Genomic DNA, 23,865 nt, shown 5'->3' on the forward strand with positions numbered 1-23,865 from the left:
GCGAAGCGACGTGACTGCTATTACCCTGAACCTAGAACCATTAATCAATCTCACTTCTGAGCAGTTTTACCAGCTATGTCAAGTCAACCCTGATGCTAAACTAGAGCGCACCGCATCAGGAGAATTAGTAGTTATGGCGCCGACTGGTGGAGAAACTGGTAGTCGAAATCGCAGATTAACTCAACGCTTGGGAACTTGGACAGATGAAGACGGGACTGGAGAAGCTTTTGACTCTTCAACGATGTTTCAACTTCCCAATGGAGCTTTACGTTCACCTCATGCAGCTTGGATTCCTTTAGCGCGATGGGAAGCACTGGCTTCTGAAGAAAGAAAGACTTTTCCTCCCATTTGTCCAGACTTCGTAGTAGAACTGCGGTCTGATTCCGACACCCTCAAGTCCCTCCAAGACAAAATGCAGGAGTATATGAAGAATGGTGCGCGGTTAGGCTGGCTAATTGACCCCAAAGGTAAGCAGGTGGAAATTTATCGCCAGGGAAAAGAGAAGGAAGTGCTACTGTCGCCAAATCAGTTATCGGGAGAAGATGTGTTACCAGGTTTTACTTTGAATTTACAAGGAATTCTCTAATAACTTAATCTTGGACTCAACTTCAATTGCACCTAACATTCTTAACGAAGCTTTCTGTGCCTCAGTTAACCCTCTGACTCCGGCAATATTCATTCCTTCGTAAGGTCGTGGGGCTTGAAGCGTTTTGTAACACGCACCAGTTTTGACATTCCATAGTTTAATCGTTTCGTCGTGACTCGCACTTGCAAGCATTTCACCATCGGGGCTAAATTTCACTGACCACACCCGATTTCTATGTCCTGTTAAAATTTTGAGACATTCTCCAGTATTTACGTCCCATATCCTCACTGTATGGTCATCACTGGCTGTAGCAAGTTGTGAACCATCGGGGCTGAATGCTACAAAATAAACACCACTGGTATGCCCTTCTAAGGTTTTGATACATACACCAGATGGTAAGCGATCGCTATTATTTATCGTTAAATCCCACAATTTTGTAGTATGGTCATCGCTGGCGGTAGCTGCAATTTTACCATCAGGACTAAAAGCGATCGACGATACACCATTGCAATGCCCTTTAAGAGTGATTAAGCATACACCTGTATTTATATCCCAGATTTTCGCCGTATAGTCTCCGCTGGCGCTTGCCAAAGTTTGACCATCAGGACTAAAAACAGCACACCAAACCCAATTAGTATGACCTTGTAATGTTTTTAAACACTCACCCGTTTGCACATCCCACAATTTTAAAGTTCGATCAGCGCTACCAGTCAATAAAGTTTTGCCGTCAGGACTAAAATTTACCGACCAAACCCAATTACTATGTCCGTGCAAAGTCAAGAGACATTCACCTGTGCTTGAGTTCCATAACTTAACTACGGTACTGCCACTTGCTAAGGTTTTACCATTGGGACTAAAGGCAACCGATACAACTAAACTTGTATGTCCTGCCAAAGTCCTCATACACGCACCTGCCTGAATATCCCACAATCGCACTTGACAGTCACCGCTACCACTTAGCAAAGTTTTCCCATCGGGACTAAAGGCAATTAATCGAAATGCATTAGTGTATCCTTTGAAAGTTCTTACACATTGTCCAGTCGTAGTATTCCATAGCTTAACAGTGTGGTCTTGACTGCTGCTAGCAATTATTTTCCCATCAGGATTAAAAGCAATTGACCAAACTTGGCTAGTGTGTCCTTGCAAAATTTTCTTGCAGATACCCGCAGCCACATCCCACAACTTGATGATTTTGTCATGACTAGCACTGGCCAGGGTTTTCCCATCAGGGCTAAAGGCGATTGATTGTACAAAAGAAACATGTCCCTGTATGAAAGTATTGAGTAGTTCGCCCGTTCTCGCATCCCATAACTGGATAATATAGTCATTGCCTACACTGGCAATAGTTGTTCCATCAGGACTAAAAGCAACAGCCTGTACAAAATTGCTTTGTCCTAGGAAAGTTTTGAGTAACTCACCTGTAGATACACTCCATAACCTGATAGTGCTGTCATTCGCACTACTAACTAGCATTTGTCCATCAGGACTAAAGGCGATGGAGTGAGGTTGGGTGCTGTGTCCTGTAAAAGTTCTTAATAGTTTACCTTTGGCGACATCCCATAATTTAATAGTGTGTTCATCACCAATGCTGGCAAGTATTTGGCTATCTGAACTGTTCGCGCAGTGTTGCAAAGCAAAAGCTACATCAAATACCCAACTTGTATGTCCTTGAAAGGTTTCTAAGCAAATGCCTGTGTTAGCATTCCATAGCTTTACACTTTGATCATCGCTACCAGTAACTAGTATTTGACCATTGGGACTAAAAGCCAGTGAAATAATCCAAGAGGAATGTGCTTTCCATCTCGAAAGTGGTTTTCCGTCAGCTACTTGCCATAATTGCACCTCACCCGCAACGCCACCAGCCGCTAAAATTCTTCCATCGGGACTAAATGCTACTGCCAAAATACTGTCAAAAGTTTCGCTAAAAACCGACTTTGATAAATCAGCATTTTGGAAGTTAATGCAATTTAAATTAATATCTTTCAGATATGCTTGCCAAAGGGTGAGGTTTGAAAAATCGGCATTTTGTAAATTTGCTGAGATATGGCAGAGTATATTTAAAAGATTTCCTCCAGCATACCCAGTTTGAATTGGAGGATGATTTTGTAATTTACTAATAAATTGATAAAGATAGCTTTCTAGTCTAGTTTTATTTTCAAAATGTGCAAATAGTTTATTAGCTAATGGTTTTAATAACAAACATATCTGTGAGTCTCGGATATAGTCTTTAGCGGTTGCTTTAATCAGGGCATAAGAATTAAAAATCGAAATATTACTTGTGGTAATTTCATGAAATACAGCCGCGACTAATTTTTCTGTTGTGTATTCCATAACAATAGGTTGTTGAGTAAAAGTTACACTATGATTAGCAATAGGATGACTTGTTTCAATTAGTGACCTTCCTTTTAAAGACTCTAGTGATTCAATAAGTTCTCGTGTCGATATCTGTGGTATAATATCGTTTTGTAATTCAGCTAAAGAAACTGCTTCTCGATTAATTGCTAACCAGCACATAACCTGCCTTTCTAAAGGAGATAAACGTTGACATTGTTGGTCTAAAAGTTCCCAAATGTCACCAAAAACAGAGGTATTACAGTCTAAGAATTGCAAGACATTTCCAGCAAATAATTCTTGGGTTGTATTTGCAACTATCTTTAAAGCTAAGGGATTGCCGCTATAAATTGCTGTTAATAACTGCTCATGTTCTGGCGAAGCAGAGAAACCTTTATCTGTAAAAATTTCATGGATCTCTAATTGACTTAACCCTGTAACTTGTAGAGAACGAATGGGTAAATTTTCCCCTTCTTGCAATGTCAATCCTTTCAGCTTTTCACGGCTAGTTAATAATAAGCAGCTTTGATGAGATACTTGGGCGATATACCGAAATAGCTGTCCGTAACTTTCATATCCTTCTCGATAATTGCCAGCATTTACACCACTAACGAGAATTGTTTCAACGTTATCTAATATCAGCAAACACCGTGATGAAGATAAATATTTTATTAGCAACGCTAGTTGTGCTTCGTCGGTGTCGGGTAAATTTACTTCCTGCTGATTAGATAAAAATTTAATTAGGTCTAACAAGATATTTTGTATCGGCGGTGCATTGCGTAGAGAACGCCAAAAAACATATTCAAAGGCATCTTGGTTATTTTCTGCAACCTTAACCGCAAGGGTAGTTTTACCAATACCACCCATCCCTAATAAAGTTATCAGACGAGTGCGATCGCCAACAATCCATTGGCTTAAGGTTTCTAATTCAGTGGTACGTCCATAGAAGCGGGAAACGTCAATCGCTTCTCCCCAATTGATGCGATTTCTGAGCGGTTGGAGGTTTAATCTTGGGGAGATATCTGCATCACTCTGCTGTTGTGCAGCTCGTTTCAAAACTGCGTGCAGATTATTCTTGGTAACTTTTTCATCTAAAGCTTGAGAGAGCGATCGCCATAGTTGCGAACCAACGTCTTTGATGTGACCATGATCATATCTGACTTCTCGCGCCATTTCTAGGTAAGTTTTCCCTTCCCAGGCGTAGCGAAATACCATCTTTTGTACTTTCGTTAAGCATCCTCGCTCCAATAATTGCTCAACTAGTGCGATCGCTTCTTCAATGGTCATTTATTTCTGTAGTAATACATGTTCACTACAATATTCCCACTATAAACCTGATGGTTTTCATAAAGTTTACGCCAATCTATCAAAAAGACTTGACATTTCTACCTGACTTTTCACGTTTGGCTAGTTCTTCAGTGTGTTGGTACACCATATTTCGATGTAGAACCAAGCTACCTGTAGCGGATGCATCAGAAGGTATCGCTTTTTCAACTATCAATGTATTTACGTGGTAATACCAGTTTAGATACGATATTTACACCATAAAGTTGATTTTTTCCAGAAAGGTTACGTAAATTTACCAAAAAGTCCGACATTTTCCCGACTTTTTCTCACCATAAAATTTTATACAAGGTTGTAGAGTATTGATGTGATTCAGTTGTAGTACGGAAATATACCCAAGATTAAACACAGGTAAAGTGTTTATCCAAATCCTGAAAATTTTCGAGTGCGATAAATTTTTCATCTAGTTGAGCCATAGCAGTTGTGAGCGACGATGCTTATTCGTTTGCTGTTTTTTTCTGACTCATGGTTTGAAATCGGGATGCGATGCGATCGCACTTAAGTTATCGGGGTTTGGGAGGGGTGCGATCAGTAGATCGAGAAAGTATAGGAAAGGTGCTATCAGCCTGACTTCTATGATTGCAATGGAAGTTTGAGAAGTTTAAGTGCCACAGTTTAGCAAGTGGCATATTATCAATCACAGTCAAAATTCTAGAAACACAAATAGACAAGGAATGGAATCAATGGATAATAATTTAAAGCCACCCCAAGCAAATAAAGGTGATATACAGAATTTATTCTTTCCAGGTAAGCCTAGTTGGTCTTCAAATACCATTACTTACAACTTTATGCCTGCGATCCCAGCAGTCTATATTCTAGGCGCACCAATAGACGCATTTCTCGATGGAGGTATTCCTGATCCAGTTAGTTTTAAAGCATTTGATTCTCGTCAGAAGGCTGCTGCTGCTGAAGCACTCAATTTATGGGCTGAGGTTGCAGATATTCGATTTGTACAAAAGCCAGATAGCATTCTGAATCTAAGTAATTTCGTCAACATTAATGCAATCAAACCTTATTTAGATGCAGTTGGGCTATGGGGTGATTTTGCCAATAAAATAACGAAGTTCATAGAAAATACTTTTGGAACTCCGCTTGTTGATGGCGCTGATCTCCGATTTGGAACTGCAAATATAGGAGGTTCAGGAGGTGCGCTGCCGCCTTATACTGCTGAAAGTGTTGGACGTGCTATTAGGGATGCTTTGGTAGAATTTGTTGAGCAGTTCATCAAATCTATACCTATTATATCCAGCTTATCGCTGACTAATGATAACTCATCATCTCTCAACTTCAGTGCAAATTTGGCTATACCTGGTGTACCTGATATTAGTATTCCTATCCCTGATGTGCCTAGTATACCTGGGTTACCTGGATTACCTGGGTTACCTGAACTTCCAAAAATACCGAATGCCTCTGATGTGATTTTGCAATTACCTGCACTCAAACTTCTCCCTTTTGGAGATGTTTGGTTAAACAAAAATTATAAGGAAAACCAGCCTGAAAATATTGGAAAAAAAGGTTCTTATGGCTTCCTCACACTAACCCATGAAATTGGACACGCTCTAGGTCTAAAGCATCCTGGAAACTATGATGCAGGAGGTTCTCCTAGCCCTGGACCGTATTTGCCAAAAGATAAAGATTCTGTTCTGTATAGCATCATGTCTTATGACTATAAAGATGCTGACCCTAATATCAAGCGAGATAGAGATGTCCAGCCTCAAACTCTCATGCTCTATGACATTGCTGCCATTCAGTCGCTTTATGGTGCTAATTTCAAAACTCGCAGTGGTAACAATACTTATACATATCATGATTTAACCCATCCCTTTATGGAGACGATTTGGGATGGTGGTGGTATTGACACCATTGATGCTTTAAAGCAATTAAAAGCAACTGAGATTAACTTAAACGCAGGCCAATTTAGTTCAATTGGTCCTATCAACACAACTACCTACATCAAAGATGGAAAAACGTTCCATGACCCTCTAGAAAGATATAATCTAGCGATCGCCTTTGGAGTCACGATTGAAAATGCGATCGGTGGAAAAGGCAATGACACTTTAATTGGCAATGGTGTCAATAATGTCCTTGGAGGTGGTGATGGAAATGATTACTTTGTTGGTGCGGCTGGAGCCGATACCTTGAATGGAGGAAATGGTTTAGACACAGCTTCTTACTCAAACTCTAGTGCAGGAGTGTCAGTAGACTTGACCAAGGGTACGGGCACCGGAGGAGATGCTCAGGGAGATATACTTCAGTCTATTGAAAACGTCGATGGTTCAGCCTTTGCGGATAATTTGACTGGTAACGCATACAATAATCTCCTCAAAGGTTTGGGTGGTAATGATGTTCTGAGAGGTAAAGCTGGCAATGATAGCCTTTATGGCGGTGCAGCAAATGACAAACTCTTCGGCGATGATGGTGATGACAGTCTTTATGGTGAGGCTGGCAATGATGAGTTAGCAGGTGGCGATAACAAAGATCGCCTGTATGGAGGTATAGATAATGACACTCTGAATGGTGGTCTAGGCAATGATAGCCTCTATGGTGAAAGCGGGAATGACTTCCTCTATGGTGATGCTGGCAATGACGAACTAAGCGGTGGTGACGACAGCGATCGCCTCTATGGAGGTATAGATAATGACACTCTAAATGGCGGTCTAGGCAATGATAGCCTCTATGGTGAAAGCGGGAATGACTTTCTCTATGGCGATGCTGGCGATGACGAACTAACAGGTGGTGCTGATAGCGATCGCCTCTACGGAGGTATAGACAATGACCGTCTTTATGGCGGTGCAGGGAATGATAACCTCTTCGGTGAAGATGGCAATGACCTCCTAAAAGGTGATGCTGGCAATGACGAGCTAGTGGGTGGTGCTGGTGTTGATACTATATACGGTGGTATTGACGCTGATACTCTATACGGCGGTGCTGACTATGATTATCTGTCTGGTGATGCTGGCAATGACCTACTGCTGGGAGAAGCAGGCAATGACTACCTTGACGGTGGAACTGAAGTCGATACCGTCAGCTACGACAACTCCCCCAGTAGTGTAGTTGTAAATATTGATGAAGCACAGAACTACGGAAATCCCGGCGGAACTTTCCACACAACCATAGTTACTACCAGCCTCATACCTACCGACACAGAGCCAAGCTTTACGATCGCAGCAGGCACAGCTAAAGATGGCTTTGGCACTATAGATACCCTACGAAATCTAGAAAATATCATCGGCTCTGGATTTGATGATGTTCTAATTGGCAACAGCCTAAATAACCGCATCTCCGGCTTAGTCGGGAATGACCTGTTAGTTGGCAATGCTGGCAATGACTCCCTTGACGGAGGCGATCGCATTGATACCGTCAGCTATCGCCGCGATCCTAGCCGAGTCATAGTTAATTTAGAGCAAAACTACGCTAAAGATGGCTTTGGCGGTACTGACCAAATCTTTAATATTGAAAATGTCATCGGTTCTGCCTTCAATGATGAAATCATCGGCGATGCCAAAGCCAATATTATCCACGCTGGAGATGGTAATGACATTGTTAACGCCAGAAATGGCAACGACATCATTTTTGGCGAAGGTGGTAAAGACACTCTCTCTGGCGAAAACGGTGACGATTTCCTAGTTGGGGGTACTGATGCCGATCGCCTCAATGGTGGAGAAGGCAACGATACGGCTTCCTATTTCACCTCAGCGACGCGTGTATCTGTTAGTCTCACAACGGGTACTGGTTGGGCTGGAGATGCCAAAGGCGATCGCCTCCAAGCCATCGAAAACCTAGAAGGTTCAGAATTTGAAGATTTACTCTTCGGCGATGCTGGAAAAAATATCATCAGTGGCTTGGGTGGCAATGACCTCATCTATGGTGAAGCTGGCGACGACTGGCTGGATGGCGGCACAGGAAGCGATCGCCTTTACGGTGGATATGGCAACGACAAACTATATGGTCAAGCCGATGAAGACCTCCTCAAAGGTGAAGCTGGCAATGACAACCTCAATGGAGGAGACAGCAACGATCAACTCTACGGTCAAGATGGCAGCGACACCTTAAATGGCGATGCTGGCAATGATTATCTCGAAGGTGGCACAGGCGATGACTACCTCGATGGTGGCAATGGCAATGACCAACTTTATGGTCAAGAAGGCGATGACTATCTCGAAGGTGGCACAGGCGATGACCTCCTCGATGGTGGCATCGGCGAGGATTTCCTCACTGGAGGAGACGGGGACGATCAACTTTATGGTCAATCCGATAAAGACACCCTATATGGCGGGTTAGGTAATGACCTGCTGGATGGAGGGGACGGAGATGATCAACTTTATGGCGACAACGGTAACGATCGCCTCTACGGTCAAGTTGGTGAAGACACCCTATATGGAGGTTTAGGTAATGACCTCGTAGATGGTGGTGACAATAACGACCTACTTTATGGCAACGACGGTAACGATCAACTTTACGGTCAAGCTGGTGATGACAACCTCGATGGTGGAGCGGGAAATGACGCTCTCTACGGAGGTACTGGTATAGATACCCTTTTAGGGCAAGCAGGTGATGACTACCTCGATGGTGGGGCGGACGATGACCGACTTTATGGCAACGAAGGTAGCGATCGCCTTTACGGTCAACAAGGTGATGATTTACTTAACGGCAATACTGGTGATGACTACCTGGATGGTGGGTTAGACAATGACGAACTCAATGGTAATGAAGGCAACGATCGCCTCTACGGTCAGCAAGGTTACGATATCCTGGATGGTGGTGCTGGCGCTGACTTCGTGGATGGTGGCTTAGAAGATGACTATCTCTATGGCAGAGATGGTAGCGATCGCCTTTACGGTCAAGCAGGTCAGGACTATCTTGATGGCGGCAATGACGATGACCGCCTTGAAGGGGGCACAGGCGATGACCAACTCTTCGGGCAGCAAGGGCGTGACTACCTCGATGGCGGTATCGGCGAAGACTTCCTCTATGGGGGCGATGATGCTGATAAGTTGCTAGGGCAGACTGGCAATGACTACTTAGATGGCGGTTCTGGCGCTGATCAATTAGATGGTGGCGACGGCAATGACCAACTATATGGTCGAGACGGCGATGATACCCTTGATGGCAGTGTTGGCAATGATTACCTTGAAGGTGGAAATGGCAATGACCAACTGACCGGGGGTAACGGTAATGATTTCCTCTACGGTCAAGATGGTAGCGACACCCTCAACGGCGGTGCTGATAATGACAACTTATATAGTGGAATCGGAGATGACAATCTCTTAGGAGGCGATGGCAACGATCTACTCTCTGGTCAAGAAGGGAATGACATTCTTGATGGAGGTACTGGCGATGACTACCTAGATGGTGGGTTAGGTAATGACCAACTCTTAGCTGGATTAGGCAATGACCAACTCTACGGTGGTGGCGGCAACGACATTCTGGATGGTAGCGCTGATAATGATTATCTAGAAGGTGGATTGGGCGATGACCAACTCATCGGCAGCGAAGGTGACGACCAACTCTTTGGTCAAGAAGGTAACGACACTCTTGCTGGAGGCAATGGTAATGACAATCTTCAGGGTGGCGACGATGCCGATATCCTGCAAGGGGAGGATGGAGATGATTATCTCTTTGGTAATGACGGTGACGACCGTCTTTACGGTGGTGCTGGTAACAACTCACTAGAGGGTGGTGCTGGCAACGATCTGCTCTATGCCGATATCCCGCAGTTGGAGGGAGATAATTATCTCTTGGAGCCGATCTACAACAGAGGTGGCAACGACTATCTTACAGGCGGCGACAACATCCTGAATGGTGGAACGGGTGAAGATACATTGTACGGCGGCAGCGGTCGTGATATGTTCGTGCTGGCTAGCGAGAGTGGAATTGACACCATTTTCAACTTTACAGTCGGTAGCGATTATCTGGGATTATTGAATGGTCTGACCTTTGAACAGATCACCATTACTCAAGGCATTGGTAATAATACCAGCGATACTCTAATCAGTAAACAGGATGGTGAAGTTCTAGCCACACTCATTGGAGTAGAAGCCAATACCCTTGGTCTGTGGGATTTCGCAAATCTAGGATAATAATTAGTGTCTGTTCCAATACGTTTGGGTTGCGCTTTGCTGAACCCAAGCGTATTGATTCATAGTCGCTCAATTATCTTGGCATTCTCTGGCAGCTTGGCGTCTCTTTGCCCAGCAGTACGCGCCCTAGCTGTGAACAAACCAATGGGAGTATTTAATAAATCTACTAGGGTGGCTTGACCCGCAATCGCCTTTTTAATATCTCTTGGTATTTCTTTGAGTAACCAACGTGCCAAACGATAGCCGTATTCTTTGGGTGTCATATCTCGCATTAAATCTACACCATGCAGTTCGTGCAGATAGCGATTTGAGCGTCCATAGCGCCGCCATTGACTTTGCAGTTCTTGAAGTGTAGCGCGATGGCGGTGCTGAACGATCGCATTCGGAGCAAATTCCAAACGCCCAATATTTTCCCCCAAAATCCGCCAGCAAATATCGGCATCGCCACCAGTGGTAAGATAGGGACGAAATAAACCCGCTTTTTCTAAGGCAATGCGTCGAATCGCCAAATTAGCGGTTTGACCATAGGGACGAAAGGAATGTTTAAGGGTATGCTTTTGCGACAAAGTTTCTTGACGCTCTGCATGTTGTTCTAGCAGAGTTGTACCTGGTAGTGCCAAAATTTCACCAGCGACAATCACCACTTCTTTATTGACAAAAGGCTGAATTAATGCATTTAACCATTGCGGTTGGGGACGGCAATCTGCATCGGTAAAAACTATAATTTCCCCTGTAGCGGTGCGAATCCCAGTATTACGAGCAGAGTATGAACTTTGAATTTGGTTTTCGCTTAATGGGCGAATTGTAATTGGGCAATTTTCGGCAGATGTTTTGAGGTTGGTGAGAGTGCGATCGCTACTATTATTGTCCACCAACAAGTACTCTACCCGATCTTTTGGGTAGGTTTGAGACAACAGACAATTGATTAACTCTGGTAAATCCGCCTCACCATTATAAATAGGAACAACCACCGACACCATTGGTAAAAAGCTGGTGGCGGTGGTTGCATCAACTGGCTGATGATTCATAAATCTGAGATTTTGGAGATGGGATTACTACCTAGTATTCCCAAAGAAAAATCCTGGACTGGTAAATTAAGGAGTTTTTATAACTCCAAAAATCTTGATTTGGGAATACTAAAATTTCAAGTCACCAGCGCGGCTCATGGGTCGAGTGGGTTGATTTGCCGGCGGCTGGGCGAAGTTGTTATTTGATAAAATTGCGATCGCACGGGCATATTGTGGATCACTCTTAGTTCCAATTAAATCTGGATTAGAAGCCAACTGCCGCTCTTGAGCCTCTGTCAAGTCTAGCTTGATATCTGGTGTAATCCCTTTATGGTTAATATCCGTTCCCGCAGGTGTGTAGTAATGGGCAATGGTGACAGCCAAGCCTGAACCATCTGCGAGTTCATGAACTGACTGCACTAAGGCCTTGCCAAAGGTTTGACCACCAACGACTACCGCGCGTTTATTATCCTTGAGTGCCCCTGTGAGGATTTCACTAGCACTCGCTGAATTACCATCTACCAAGACCGCCAAAGGACGATTTGTGAGAGCAGTACGATTGGCTTTAGTTTCCTCACTGCCGCCTACACGGTCTACTGTCTTGACAATTCCGCCGTCATCGTACCACATCCGAGCAATTTCAATACTCGCCTGCAACAAACCCCCAGGATTTCCCCGCAAATCCAAGACATAAGAATCAGCTTTCTTACTGTTCAAATCGCGGATGGCTCGTTGCATTTGTTCTGCGGCGTGGGCGCTAAATTCCCGCAAACGGATATAGCCAACGCGACGATTCCCTTCTTGCTTGAGGGTATAACGTACCGTTGGCACTTCAATATTTGCTCTGGTCAGTTTTAAATTAAAGGCATTTTGCCCTTTTCGTCCCAACCGGAGATTGATGGGAGTACCCGCTTTGCCGCGAATCAGCTTGGAAGCGTCATCCACTTTCATTTTAAGAGTGGGTTTGCCATCAATGGCCAAAATTTCATCGCCCGCTTTGATCCCAGATTTCAGCGCCGGAGAATTTTCTATGGCTTCGACAACAGTTAGCCGCTGAGTTTTTTCGTTCAGTTCCATCCGAATGCCAATGCCAGAGACTTCCCCAGATGTTTGGCTAGTCAGGGCTTCAAACTGTTGGGGGTCCATGAACCGAGTGTAAGGATCTCCCAATGTTTGCAAAGCTACACGGATGGCAGCATAAGCTTCTTCACGAGAAGAGTAGTCTTTGCTCAACAGGCTTTGTCTGGTTGCTTGCCAATTTTGTTGATTAAATTTACCATCAACATATTCATGATTTACCAGTTGCCAAACTTGGTCAACTATCGCTTTTGGGCTGTCTTGTAGGGTTAGAGAGGCACGGACAGCACGAGTCCAAGCGGGGCCGAACACTGACATCGTAGCAGTCGTGGCGATCGCTCCACCAATCAAGGCTACTTGGAGCGGTGAGTAACTTTTCGCAGATTGGTTCATGTATAATTAGCTGGAATAATTGTGTTGTTGACAGTTTAGCAATCAGGCTTTCCAGAAAATTTTAAGTTTTTATACCCCAAAATCAACTATGTTCCTTCATCATTTTTATCGTTGAATGATGCCGAAATACTGCATTAGTTATTAACAATCATTTCTCAGTTTGTTTGCCTTCTCCGGAAGGCAAAACTTACTATGTGACACTTTGGTTAGCGTCATGTTTGCATTCTAGATTACTTTTATAAGATAGCACTTTGCTCACTCAATTGCAGCCTTGTTAGACAGTCATTAAATCAGCTTTTCTTACTTAAGTCATGAAACGCAAATTTACCATCAAATCATTAATTTCTATTAAAAAAAAATCGGCTAATTTGTGGCAATTGTTACAAAAACTAACTGGTATATTGTATGTTGTCCTGGGTGCTTGGCTGATTTTTACTACTATAACCTTAGTTTTTGCTTCTTCGCAGCCAGTAGATGCCTTCTTTGTGCTTGGTGGTAGTATTAGCCGAGAAACTTATGTTGCCCAACAAGCAAAACAATACCCGCAAATCCCAATTTTAATTTCTCATGGTTCCCCAGATCCCTGTATATTGTTAATTTTTCAGGCGAAATTAGCAAGTTTACAAAACGTTTGGTTAGAAAAGTGCGCGAATTCTACTTTTGAAAATTTTTATTATGGTATTCCAATTCTGCGGCGTTGGGGAGTGCATAAAGTCATGTTGATTACCTCGCAAAGTCACTTACCCAGAGCCTTATGGATGGCACAGATTCTTTTGGGCGCTCATGGTATTTGGGTAGAGCCAGAAATTGTTCAAGAGGTGGGTGTTCCTGGCAATAATGAATCTTGGGTCAAAACTGGATTAGATGTAACACGCAGCTTATTTTGGGCGATTTTAAGTCAAATTATTCAACCGCAATGCTCAAATGTGACAAGACTTACCCAAGTAGATATGCAAGCTTGGGAAAATCGAGGTTTTCATTGTGAACACCAAGGTGGGTTGGGGAGATAACTTAGAGGTTGTTTGAAAAGTCTAAATTATTACTTGCCTTTGTGACTAGAAGTCGCGACTACACATACAAAATCCGCCTACGCGGGTTATATGCTCTGCAACTTGGTCGATGATCTCTTGCAAATTATTTTGAGCATCGTTAACGGGAAGCGAAGACATCATAACTTTTTTAGCTCACAATAACTTTAATTTAGTGTATTTGCATAGTATTTGGATTCATAACCAATATCAAATTTGCTTTATATGAACACTCCAAGATGCATCAGAGGTTGAAATATAGCAATCCTAAATAATTCGTCAACAACGAGATACCCGACTTCTCTAACAAATCGGGTATCTGAGTTTTGTGATTTTCACAAATAAAATAGGATTGCGATAGGCAATCGTCACCCACGAACCCACAAGGCTTGTCATTAAACATCACTTCTGCTGATTGTATCCAAGGGATAATTAATGCAATATTTCCCAATCTTGCAGCATCAAAATAGCATCTTTATACAAAGACAAATCTACCTGGTTAACTTCTATTCCCTCTCCGATTCCTTGTAGAAGAGTGATTGTCAATTTTCCTCCCAAGTGTTCACGGAATTCGGTAAGCCCCCTAAATATACAATGCGGATGATCTAGTTGATCTAACTGCTCTGTCAGTGCTGATACGTACAAAGTAAAGCCTAGTTTTTTGAGCGTAGTTAGAACCCTTTGCCACTCAGATTGCAATAATTGACCTGTTAAATATGAATAGGTCGTATCTAAAGCAATGCCGATCGCTACAGCTTCACCGTGACGTAGGCTGTAATTAGTTAAATGCTCTAGTTTATGAGCCGCCCAGTGTCCAAAATCTAAAGGACGCGATGAACCCATTTCAAAGGGATCGCCGCCACCAGCAATATGCTCTAAGTGCAACTGTGAACAACGATAGATCAGCCTTTCCATTATGTTCATGTCCCGATTAGCCAATTTATCGGCATTAGTCATAATGAAATCGAAGAAGTCTGCATCTTTAATCAGCGCTACTTTCACTGCTTCTGCAATACCCGATCGCCAATCTCGATCATCAAGGCTAGTGAGAAAATCAAAGTCATTCAAGACAGCATAAGGTGGCATGAATGTACCCAAAAAGTTTTTCTTGCCGAAGGCATTGATTCCATTTTTTACCCCGACACCCGAATCGTTTTGCCCTAATACTGTTGTCGGTACTCGTAGCAGTCGGATTCCTCGATGAGCCGTTGTTGCTGCGTATCCTGCCATGTCTAGGACGGCTCCACCTCCAATTGCTAAGACGTAGGAGTGACGGCACAATCCAGATTCATTGATCTGTTGATGAATTTGCTCTATAAATCTAGAATCATTCTTAACTGCTTCTCCACCGGTAACTACTATTGGTTTACCGCTCAGTGTTAGTACATCTTCATAACGCTGGGCGTAGGCTGATAATTTTTTGAGCAATCCATCCTGGTACTGTAAAAATCCTCCATCTACCACTGCTAGGACTCGTTTTGGTGTTGCCTCCCCATCTGCGGCGATCACTTGTGCGAGTAAAGGATTATCTAACTGAAATAGACCTCTAGTAAAGTGAACATCATAATTGAAGGTCACACGGACAGATTGGTTAATTGGTTGCAGATTAAGAGCAGTCTTTTGTTGAATAGCCATTTGAATATTATTGATTTTTAAGTAACTGTAAATGATGCACTAGCTTTAATAGAAGCTAACAGTAAATGAATACAAATAATTTATTGAACATTTCAAGATAAAACTATCCAATAGAAAATATTAACTAATAAATAAATCATGCATTTGAAGCATATTTACTTAGTAGATAAAGTTCAAAATAATATTAGGTTACAATTTTTTTGATGCCTAGACTTGATATATGAGGTTGGCACTGGAGATCATTATTACATAGAATTCTACGTTTTTTCCGTTAGATAATCTGAGAATTTATCTAATCAAAATGGTATCTTTACAGTAGCTTCTTTAAAATTCGGAGATTTTTATAGATTCAGTGAAGTTATAATCTCATCAGTATATTCTCTAACTGCTTCATCCCAAAATATCAAGTTTAGTGGTAGATTTTATACTTGGTTGTCACAAAAAAGTTGGGCAACTTGTCCTGAATTTATCATGAGTAAAGTAAACAAGTTACTGCATAACTGGCTGTTAAAATCTGTTTCGGAGAAAGGTTTGGCTTGGCTGGAACAGAAGCAGGCACAGATTGCTAGCGGCGCTGCTGAACGAGTGTTTTTTACAGCTTTTAGTGCTGTGCCGCGTTATCTAGGTAAACAAGATTTGCAGCTAACATTCCAGGACTTGGAAGCAGCACAGGATGTGATTCCCGGTTGGTATCCTGGTCATTGGAGTGTAGATCAAGCAGGTCGCACACTCTTGCTTTTAGCTTTGCCTCACGATGATGCTGAGAGCTATGTGCGATCGCTTGATCAAGTCTTCTCCACTGCCGATATGGGGGAGTTAGTTGTACTTTATCAAAGTTTGCCGCTCTTACCACATCCAGAGTTACATCGCCACCGTACTGCTGAGGGAATTCGCAGTAATATGAGTAATGTATTCCAAGCCATAGCATTACGTAACCCTTATCCAGCAGATTATTTAGACAATGCTGCTTGGAATCAGATGGTGCTGAAGGCTGTGTTTGTTGGCAGTCCGTTGCATCTAATTTGGGGTCTAGATCGGCGTGCTAACCCAGAATTGGCAAGGATGTTGGCAGCCTATGCCCATGAACGTTGGGCAGCCAAACGCTCAGTTACGCCAGAACTTTGGCGACCTGTAGGACGGTTTGCCGATAGCGCTATCATCACAGATTTGGAAAAAGTACTAGCTAATGGGGATGTACACGAGCAAGAAGCAGCAGCTTTAGCTTGTGCTGAGTCTCCTTTACCCGAAGCACAAGCATTACTTTCTCGTTACCCAGATTTAAAGTCATCCATTCAACAAGGTAATCTGACTTGGAGCAGTTTTAGCCGCGATACCTGCGGCGAAGCACGCTAACGCTTGTCAGTTTACAAATAAAAGAGAGCGGGGAGAAACGCAATTAATCGCGTCTGTACAAGGGAGACGTGGGAGACGAGGAGGACAAGGAAAATGCCCAATGCCCCATGCCCAATGCCCCATGCCCAATGCCCAATGCCCAATGCCCAATAATTAAAACCATGATGTTTATCGATCCTCACATTCACATGTGTTCCCGTACTACTTACGATTACTTAGTAATGCGGGAATATGGAATTGTCGCCGTTATTGAACCAGCTTTTTGGTTAGGACAACCTCGAACCAATTCTGGCTCATTTAAAGACTACTTCAGTAGTCTTGTGGGCTGGGAACGGTTTCGTGCTAGTCAGTTTGGCATCCAACACTACTGCACAATTGGACTAAATCCGAAAGAAGCTAACAATGAAGCATTAGCAGCAGAAGTTATGGAGCTGCTACCACTTTACGCCTGTAAAGAAGGTGTTGTTGCCATTGGTGAAATTGGCTATGACGATATGACAGAAGCAGAAGATAAGTACTTTTGTCAACAGTTAGCATTAGCTAAAGAACTCGATATGTTAGTACTAATTCATACTCCTCACCGCAATAAAAAGGCTGGTGCTAGTAAGAGTATGGATCGCTGTATTGAATATGGCTTAGATCCCTCACAAGTCGTTATTGATCACAACAACGAGGAAACCGTTGAAGAAGTATTAGGACGAGGTTTTTGGGCAGCTTTTACGATTTATCCACAGACGAAGATGGGTAACGCCAGGATGGTAGAAGTTGTCCGCAAGTATGGGCAAGATCGCATCATTGTAGATAGTAGTGCTGATTGGGGTATCAGCGATCCTTTGGCAGTCCCGAAAACGGCTCAGTTGATGTTAGATAGAGGCATTCCCGAAGAACATGTGCAAGCAGTTTGTTATGAAAATGCCCTAGCGGCTTACAGTCAAACTGGGCAGATGAAAGCTTCAGACTGGCTCAATCCTCAATCTGTAGATCAGCGTCAGCTGTTCAGTGGTAATTCTGTGTTGCGGGGACAGGAACCAGGAATCAAATCAGTTTCAGATTTTGTGTTGATTGAGTAGAAAATTATAAGGGGGCATTGGGAATTGGGGATTGGGTATTGCAAGATAGATTTTCATCTTTGCGTTGTCAATGTAACTCATGGAGTCTCTCGGTGATTCATCTGTAATATGCGGGTTTGTTTTGAGAAATTAATAGGCACGGAGGCAGATAAGTGAATGTTGCAAGCTTAAACTTTCATAGCTGGCGGGGTTATCTGGAATTGATGCGTCCTGCTAATATTGTTACTGCTTGGGCAGATATTCTTCTTGGTTTTGCTGCTTCTGGCTCTGGAATTATTTTTGTTCAATTAATTAATGGAGAATCAAATTTTCTTGTACTAATTCCATTAGCTTGGTTGTTATTGGCTACAACTGGTTTATATGGTGGCGGTATAGTTTTTAATGATGTTTTCGATGCAGACTTAGATGCAAAAGAGCGACCAAATAGAGCAATTCCTAGTGGTCGCGTATCTCGTCAGAATGCTACTTTGTTGGGGAGTATACTATTTGCCATCGGGATTATAGCTGCTTTTCAAGTATCCTGGTTGAGTGCTGCGATCGCTATATTTATTGCTCTTTCATCCCTTTTATATGATTCACTTGCCAAACATCATCCTTTTTTTGGCCCTTTAAATATGGGTTTGTGTCGTGGCAGTAACTTATTATTAGGTGTAAGTGCAGTACCCACAATAGTTTGGGAACGTTGGTATTTAGCGCTAATTCCTGTTCTTTACATTGCTGCGATCACTGCAATTAGTCAGGGTGAAGTTCACGGAGGGAAGAAGATTACGGGAGTACTAGCGCTACTGCTAATTGCAATAGTCTTGACGGCAGTTTTAGCTTTAGGATTCTTAGAAGAGTACACTGCGATCGCAGCACTACCATTTGCTATTTTATTAGCTATCAGAATCTTACCTAACTTTATCAAAGCTGCGCGGGAACCGATAGCCGAAAACATCCGCAATGCCGTGAGAATAGGCGTTTTATCTCTAATAGTTTTAGATGCAACCGTTGCATCTGGTTTTGCTGGGTTGTATTACGGTTTATTAGTTCTAATCTTGCTACCAATTTCGATGAAGTTAGCAAAAGTATTTGCTGTTACTTGAAGTTGAATGTACACACCCAGTAATACCATTAATCGGCTGTAGGGGCATATAAATGTGCATTGGTGTCAACTTAACGCGAAACCTCACGTCCGCCAAGGATTGTAAATCCCTGTCTCATAGCTAAAGTCCTCTGAAGAGGACTTCATAGCGCGAAAATTTTTAGTCTACTTCAGTAGACTTGAGCAATTAGTCTCTTAATTATATTCCCTGGCTGGCGGGTGAACAACACCTAATCAGTACGCCATTTTTGGCTTAAGTTGACACCAATGATAAGTGTGCGCCCCTACCCATGAATATGTGGCAAGTATTTTGTGAAATAGTTTAAGCCAAAGAAAACAGATTACATATACAAGGGATAAAGCGAGAAAATGAAAATTACAAAAAACAATAATTTTCACTTAACTTATTGCAGTAATATTCATCCTGGTGAAAGTTGGCTAGAGGTTTTCGCCAATTTAGAAAACTATATTCCCGAACTCAAGTCACGTTTATCGCCTACAGAACCTTTTGGTATTGGCTTGAGGTTATCAGATTTAGCTGCAAAACAACTTTTAGAAAGTAATAATTTAGCTCAATTTCAAGCTTGGCTGACTCAACAAGATTTATATGTTTTCACCTTAAACGGATTCCCGTATGGCGGATTTCATCGGCAGGTGGTAAAAGATCAAGTTTATGCACCAGATTGGTCTACACAAGAACGCGTTAATTATACATTAAACTTGGCACATATTTTAGCTAGTCTATTACCTCAAGGACTTGATGGTGGAATTTCTACATTACCATTATCCTATAAACCTTGGTGGGTAAAAGACCAAGCAACTTTCGAGATAGTTCTGAAAAAGAGTTGTTTGAACATAGCATCAGTTGTTGCAGAAATGATTCGTATCCATGAAGAAACAGGTAAGATACTACATATTGATTTAGAACCTGAGCCTGATGGATTAATTGAAAATACCTCAGAAGTAATTGATTTTTATCAAAACTGGTTATTGCCAATTGGCGGTAACTACTTATCAGAAAAATTAAATATTGAGCAGCATTTAGCAGAGACTAAATTTATAGAACACGTTCGTGTTTGCTATGATACCTGCCATTTTTCAGTTGAATATGAGGAACCGCAATCTGTATTTGCGCGTTTGCAATCGGCAGGAATTAAAATTGGCAAAATTCAAATCAGCGCCGCAATTCAAGTAAAAATACCTGCTGAGGTTGAGAAACGTAGCTTAATAGTTGAACGCTTACGTCCTTTTGCAGAATCTACTTATCTTCACCAAGTAATAGAACGTCGCAGTGATGGTACACTCCATCACTATCCTGACTTAATAGCTGCATTACCATATTTAGAACAATCTCTAGCTGAAGAATGGCGCACTCACTTTCATGTGCCAATTTTTATTCATGATTATCAAATTTTGCAATCTACGCAAGATGATATTTCTACTGTTTTACAGCTACTTCAGACAAATAATGCTTGCTCACATTTAGAAATTGAAACTTACACTTGGGATGTATTGCCGTCAGAAATGAAGATAGATATGCTGACTTCTATTCAGCGAGAATTTGAGTGGGTATTAAAAGAATTCGTCGCAAATTAAGAGGAAATTAATTTTATGCAGAAAACAGTTGTTCTAAATGTCGTGGGGTTAACGCCCAGTTTACTAGGAGAAAATACGCCGTTTTTATCTTCTTGGGCTGATAAAGGGCAAGTGGTTCCCATCAAAAAAGTGTTACCTGCTGTAACTTGTTCGGTTCAGGCTACTTATTTAACAGGAAAATTGCCTGATGAACATGGAATTGTCGCTAATGGTTGGTATTTTCGTGATGAATGTGAAGTGAAGTTTTGGCGACAATCTAATAAATTAGTCCAGGCTCCTAAACTTTGGGAAATAGCTAAATCAATCGATCCAAACTTTACTTGTGCCAACCTTTTTTGGTGGTACAACATGTATTCTTCTGTAGATTATGCCATTACGCCGCGCCCAATGTATCCCGCAGATGGGAGAAAATTACCTGATATTTATACTCATCCTAGTGATGTGCGATCGCAAATTCAATCTGATTTAGGAAATTTTCCTCTATTCGATTTTTGGGGGCCAAAAACTACCATTAGTTCTAGTCAATGGATTGCCAATTCCGCAAAATGGGTTGAGGAACGTTACAGCCCGACATTATCACTAGTTTATTTACCACATTTAGATTACTGTTTGCAAAAATTCGGCAACAATCAAACACAGATTCAAGCAGATTTGCGAGAAATTGATGCTGTTTGTGGCGATTTAATTGAATATTTTCAAGCACGTAATACTCAGGTAATTATTCTTTCTGAGTATGGCATTACCCCAGTTTCTAAAGCGGTAGATTTGAACCGCGTACTACGGGAAAATGGACTAATTGCTATACGAGAAGAATTAGGGCGAGAACTGCTTGATTTTGGTGCTAGCATTGCCTTTGCGGTTGCCGATCACCAAATTGCTCATGTTTATGTGAACGATCCGGCTTATATCCCGAAAGTGCGATCGCTTTTAGAAGCGACTGAAGGCGTAGCGCAGGTATTGGATGAAGAGGGGAAACAAGCCTACCATCTCGATCATCCTAGATCAGGGGAGTTAGTGGCGATCGCACAATCTGACGCTTGGTTTACCTATTATTATTGGCTCGATGATGCAAAAGCGCCTGATTTTGCTAGAACTGTAGATATCCACCGCAAACCTGGTTACGATCCTGTAGAACTTTTCCTCGATCCACAGATTAAATTTCCTCAAGGAAAAATTGCTCTCAAGTTACTTAAGAAACAACTAGGTTTTCGCTACTTAATGGATGTGATCCCTCTGGATGCTTCCCTGGTGCGTGGCTCTCACGGTAATATCACCACTTCCCCAGATGAAGGGCCTCTATTTATCACCCATCAAACTCACCTCGTTAATGAACATCAAATTGAGGCGACAGATGTTTGTTCGTTGATTCTCAAACATTTAAATACCTGAAAGGCAGCATAGAGGCTGTATATTGCCTCTGCATCTTACCAAAATGCAAAAAAATTTATGGTAATTCATAATCATATCGAGTATGATTTATATATAAACTCGTAATGACTATGAATTAACGTGAGTTCGACAAGTCTTATTTGACCTCTCCCCCAACCCCTCTCCGACACGGAGAGGGGAGCAAAAAGCTGAATTTTTCGTTGCTCCTCCCTTTCCGTTTCGGAGAGGGAGGCTGGGAGGGAGAGGTTCATCGAACTCACGTTGAATTAGTTTGTTATATCAGTAGGTATACATCTACTGACTAAAATGTACTGTGGGCAATCTGAGTAACTTACATGGAGAGCTTCTTGAACCATGACTGAACCCCAAAATTTGACAACTGCTGATGGTATTCCTGTTAGCGATAACCAGAACTCACTCACGGCTGGAGCGCGTGGCCCTGTATTAATCCAGGATTTCCACCTCATAGAAAAGCTGGCTCATTTCAACAGAGAACGTATTCCTGAAAGAGTTGTTCACGCTAAAGGTGCGGCTGCTCATGGTACTTTGACTATTACCAATGACATTACCCGCTACAGTAAAGCCAAACTTTTTTCTGAAATTGGCAAGAAAACGGAAGTTCTCTTGCGCTTTTCGACAGTTGGCGGAGAAAAGGGTTCAGCAGATGCCGAGCGTGACCCTAGAGGTTTTTCCCTCAAGTTTTATACTGAGGAGGGTAACTGGGATCTTGTAGGTAACAATACCCCTATTTTCTTCATTCGCGACCCTTTGAAGTTTCCTGATTTTATCCATACCCAAAAGCGCAATCCCCAAACCAATTGCAAAGACCAGAATGCAAAGTGGGATTTTTGGTCACTCAGTCCAGAATCGCTTCACCAGGTGACGATCCTCTTTTCAGATCGGGGAATTCCCAAAACCCATCGCCACATGGACGGTTTTGGTAGCCACACCTTTAGCTTAATTAATGCTGAAGGCGATCGCGTCTGGTGCAAATTTCACTTTAAGACTCTGCAAGGACATCAAACCTTAACTGAGGAAGAATCAGCCAAGATTAAGGGCGAAGATCCCGATCATGCAACTCACGATTTGTTTGAGGCGATCGCTAACAAAGACTATCCTAAGTGGCGGATGTGTATTCAGGTGATGACTGAAGAGCAAGCGGAAAAACATCCTGACAATCCTTTTGACTTAACCAAAGTTTGGAAACAAGGGGAATATCCTTTAATTGAAGTCGGGATATTAGAGCTAAATCGTAACCCTGAGAATTATTTCGCCGAAGTAGAGCAAGCCGCTTTTAGCCCTAGTGCAGTGGTTCCGGGCGTTAGTTTCTCTCCAGACAAAATGCTGCAAGCTCGAATTTTTTCTTACCCAGATGCTCAACGCTATCGCTTGGGTGGTAACTATCAGCAACTACCCGTTAACCAGCCCAAATGTCCAGTGATGCATTATCAGCGAGATGGCTTTATGGCATCGGGAAACAACGGCGGTAGCGTTCCTAACTATGAACCGAATAGTGCTGAGGGTACGCCCAAAGAAAATCCAGCTTATGCAGAACCACCTAGTCATTTGGGCGATGTCACAGTCGATCGTTACAGTCATCGTGAAGGAAACGACGATTACACCCAAGCAGGTAATCTCTATCGGTTACTAACTCCTGAACAGCAAGAGCGTCTTGCTAAAAATATTGTCGGTAGTCTCTCTCAAGCAAGGGAAGACATCCAAATGCGCCAACTTTGCCACTTCTTCCGGGCAGATATTTCTTATGGTCGTCGTGTAGCTGAAGGATTGGGCATTTCAATCGATCCATCAATGTTTTCTCATGATGCTCAACCTGTAGGAAACTGGTAGCCTTATCCAATTTTGTGGGGTGGGCATCTTGCTATAGGTGTCAA

Annotated in this window: 13 protein-coding genes; 9 read left to right on the top strand and 4 right to left on the bottom strand. The window is 42.5% G+C overall.

Annotated elements, in window-relative coordinates; translation table 11 throughout:
• The first annotated feature begins 10 nt into the window (after positions 1-10).
• A complete protein-coding gene (locus ACWATR_RS20875; protein ID WP_460336510.1) occupies positions 11-586 on the top strand; it encodes a Uma2 family endonuclease in 576 nt (191 codons plus the stop codon).
• On the opposite strand, the gene ACWATR_RS20880 is transcribed toward ACWATR_RS20875, so the two are convergent.
• Complete coding sequence (locus ACWATR_RS20880; protein ID WP_460336513.1) at positions 569-4,204, bottom strand: NB-ARC domain-containing protein; 3,636 nt, start codon at positions 4,202-4,204, stop codon at positions 569-571. The two genes, ACWATR_RS20875 and ACWATR_RS20880, sit on opposite strands and share 18 nt — an antisense overlap.
• A gap of 740 nt (positions 4,205-4,944) precedes the next feature.
• On the opposite strand from ACWATR_RS20880, the gene ACWATR_RS20885 reads away from it, so the two are divergent.
• Positions 4,945-10,341 carry a M10 family metallopeptidase C-terminal domain-containing protein gene (locus ACWATR_RS20885; RefSeq protein ID WP_460336516.1) on the top strand — a complete coding sequence of 1,799 codons (5,397 nt, stop codon included), beginning with the start codon at positions 4,945-4,947 and terminating at the stop codon, positions 10,339-10,341.
• 59 nt (positions 10,342-10,400) lie between these two features.
• On the opposite strand, the gene ACWATR_RS20890 is transcribed toward ACWATR_RS20885, so the two are convergent.
• Entirely contained in the window at positions 10,401-11,369 is a 969-nt protein-coding gene (locus tag ACWATR_RS20890; RefSeq protein ID WP_460336519.1) for a glycosyltransferase family 2 protein, read from the bottom strand.
• 108 nt (positions 11,370-11,477) lie between these two features.
• Complete coding sequence (gene ctpB / locus ACWATR_RS20895) at positions 11,478-12,818, bottom strand: carboxyl-terminal processing protease CtpB (protein WP_460336522.1); 1,341 nt, start codon at positions 12,816-12,818, stop codon at positions 11,478-11,480.
• Positions 12,819-13,129: 311 nt separating this feature from the next.
• Here ctpB and ACWATR_RS20900 point away from each other — a divergent pair, with 311 nt between their 5' ends.
• Complete coding sequence (locus tag ACWATR_RS20900) at positions 13,130-13,828, top strand: YdcF family protein (RefSeq protein ID WP_460336525.1); 699 nt, start codon at positions 13,130-13,132, stop codon at positions 13,826-13,828.
• Positions 13,829-14,278: 450 nt separating this feature from the next.
• On the opposite strand, the gene ACWATR_RS20905 is transcribed toward ACWATR_RS20900, so the two are convergent.
• Positions 14,279-15,481 carry a 3-dehydroquinate synthase gene (locus ACWATR_RS20905; RefSeq protein ID WP_460336528.1) on the bottom strand — a complete coding sequence of 401 codons (1,203 nt, stop codon included), beginning with the start codon at positions 15,479-15,481 and terminating at the stop codon, positions 14,279-14,281.
• 471 nt (positions 15,482-15,952) lie between these two features.
• Between ACWATR_RS20905 and ACWATR_RS20910 the strand changes: the two genes are divergently transcribed.
• From ACWATR_RS20910 to ACWATR_RS20935, 6 genes are all read left to right on the top strand, one after another.
• Positions 15,953-16,834 (top strand): EboA family metabolite traffic protein, encoded by an 882-nt coding sequence (locus ACWATR_RS20910; protein WP_460336531.1) that lies wholly within the window; start codon positions 15,953-15,955, stop codon positions 16,832-16,834.
• A 107-nt stretch (positions 16,835-16,941) separates the two neighbouring features.
• The gene (locus tag ACWATR_RS20915) at positions 16,942-17,904 is read left to right on the top strand and encodes a TatD family hydrolase (RefSeq protein WP_460336534.1); all 963 of its coding nucleotides are present in this window, start codon (positions 16,942-16,944) and stop codon (positions 17,902-17,904) included.
• Between the two features lie 152 nt (positions 17,905-18,056).
• Positions 18,057-18,989: a UbiA-like protein EboC gene (gene eboC, locus ACWATR_RS20920; RefSeq protein WP_460336537.1), complete on the top strand. Its 933-nt coding sequence runs from the start codon at positions 18,057-18,059 to the stop codon at positions 18,987-18,989.
• Between the two features lie 368 nt (positions 18,990-19,357).
• The gene (eboE, locus tag ACWATR_RS20925; RefSeq protein WP_460336540.1) at positions 19,358-20,584 is read left to right on the top strand and encodes a metabolite traffic protein EboE; all 1,227 of its coding nucleotides are present in this window, start codon (positions 19,358-19,360) and stop codon (positions 20,582-20,584) included.
• A gap of 15 nt (positions 20,585-20,599) precedes the next feature.
• A complete protein-coding gene (locus tag ACWATR_RS20930) occupies positions 20,600-21,973 on the top strand; it encodes an alkaline phosphatase family protein (protein ID WP_460336543.1) in 1,374 nt (457 codons plus the stop codon).
• Positions 21,974-22,327: 354 nt separating this feature from the next.
• The gene (locus ACWATR_RS20935) at positions 22,328-23,821 is read left to right on the top strand and encodes a catalase (protein WP_460336546.1); all 1,494 of its coding nucleotides are present in this window, start codon (positions 22,328-22,330) and stop codon (positions 23,819-23,821) included.
• Positions 23,822-23,865: the final 44 nt, after the last annotated feature.

The sequence above is a fragment of the Nostoc sp. UIC 10890 genome, assembly GCF_054786515.1.

Coding starts and splice junctions, on each gene's coding strand:
- ACWATR_RS20910 (WP_460336531.1), top strand. CDS start 15,953: ATGAGTAAAGTAAACAAGTTACTGCATAACTGGCTGTTAAAATCTGTT.
- ACWATR_RS20935 (WP_460336546.1), top strand. CDS start 22,328: ATGACTGAACCCCAAAATTTGACAACTGCTGATGGTATTCCTGTTAGC.
- eboE (WP_460336540.1), top strand. CDS start 19,358: ATGAAAATTACAAAAAACAATAATTTTCACTTAACTTATTGCAGTAAT.
- ACWATR_RS20900 (WP_460336525.1), top strand. CDS start 13,130: ATGAAACGCAAATTTACCATCAAATCATTAATTTCTATTAAAAAAAAA.
- ACWATR_RS20885 (WP_460336516.1), top strand. CDS start 4,945: ATGGATAATAATTTAAAGCCACCCCAAGCAAATAAAGGTGATATACAG.
- ACWATR_RS20930 (WP_460336543.1), top strand. CDS start 20,600: ATGCAGAAAACAGTTGTTCTAAATGTCGTGGGGTTAACGCCCAGTTTA.
- ACWATR_RS20905 (WP_460336528.1), bottom strand. CDS start 15,481: ATGGCTATTCAACAAAAGACTGCTCTTAATCTGCAACCAATTAACCAA.
- ACWATR_RS20915 (WP_460336534.1), top strand. CDS start 16,942: ATGCCCAATGCCCCATGCCCAATGCCCAATGCCCAATGCCCAATAATT.
- ctpB (WP_460336522.1), bottom strand. CDS start 12,818: ATGAACCAATCTGCGAAAAGTTACTCACCGCTCCAAGTAGCCTTGATT.
- ACWATR_RS20890 (WP_460336519.1), bottom strand. CDS start 11,369: ATGAATCATCAGCCAGTTGATGCAACCACCGCCACCAGCTTTTTACCA.
- ACWATR_RS20880 (WP_460336513.1), bottom strand. CDS start 4,204: ATGACCATTGAAGAAGCGATCGCACTAGTTGAGCAATTATTGGAGCGA.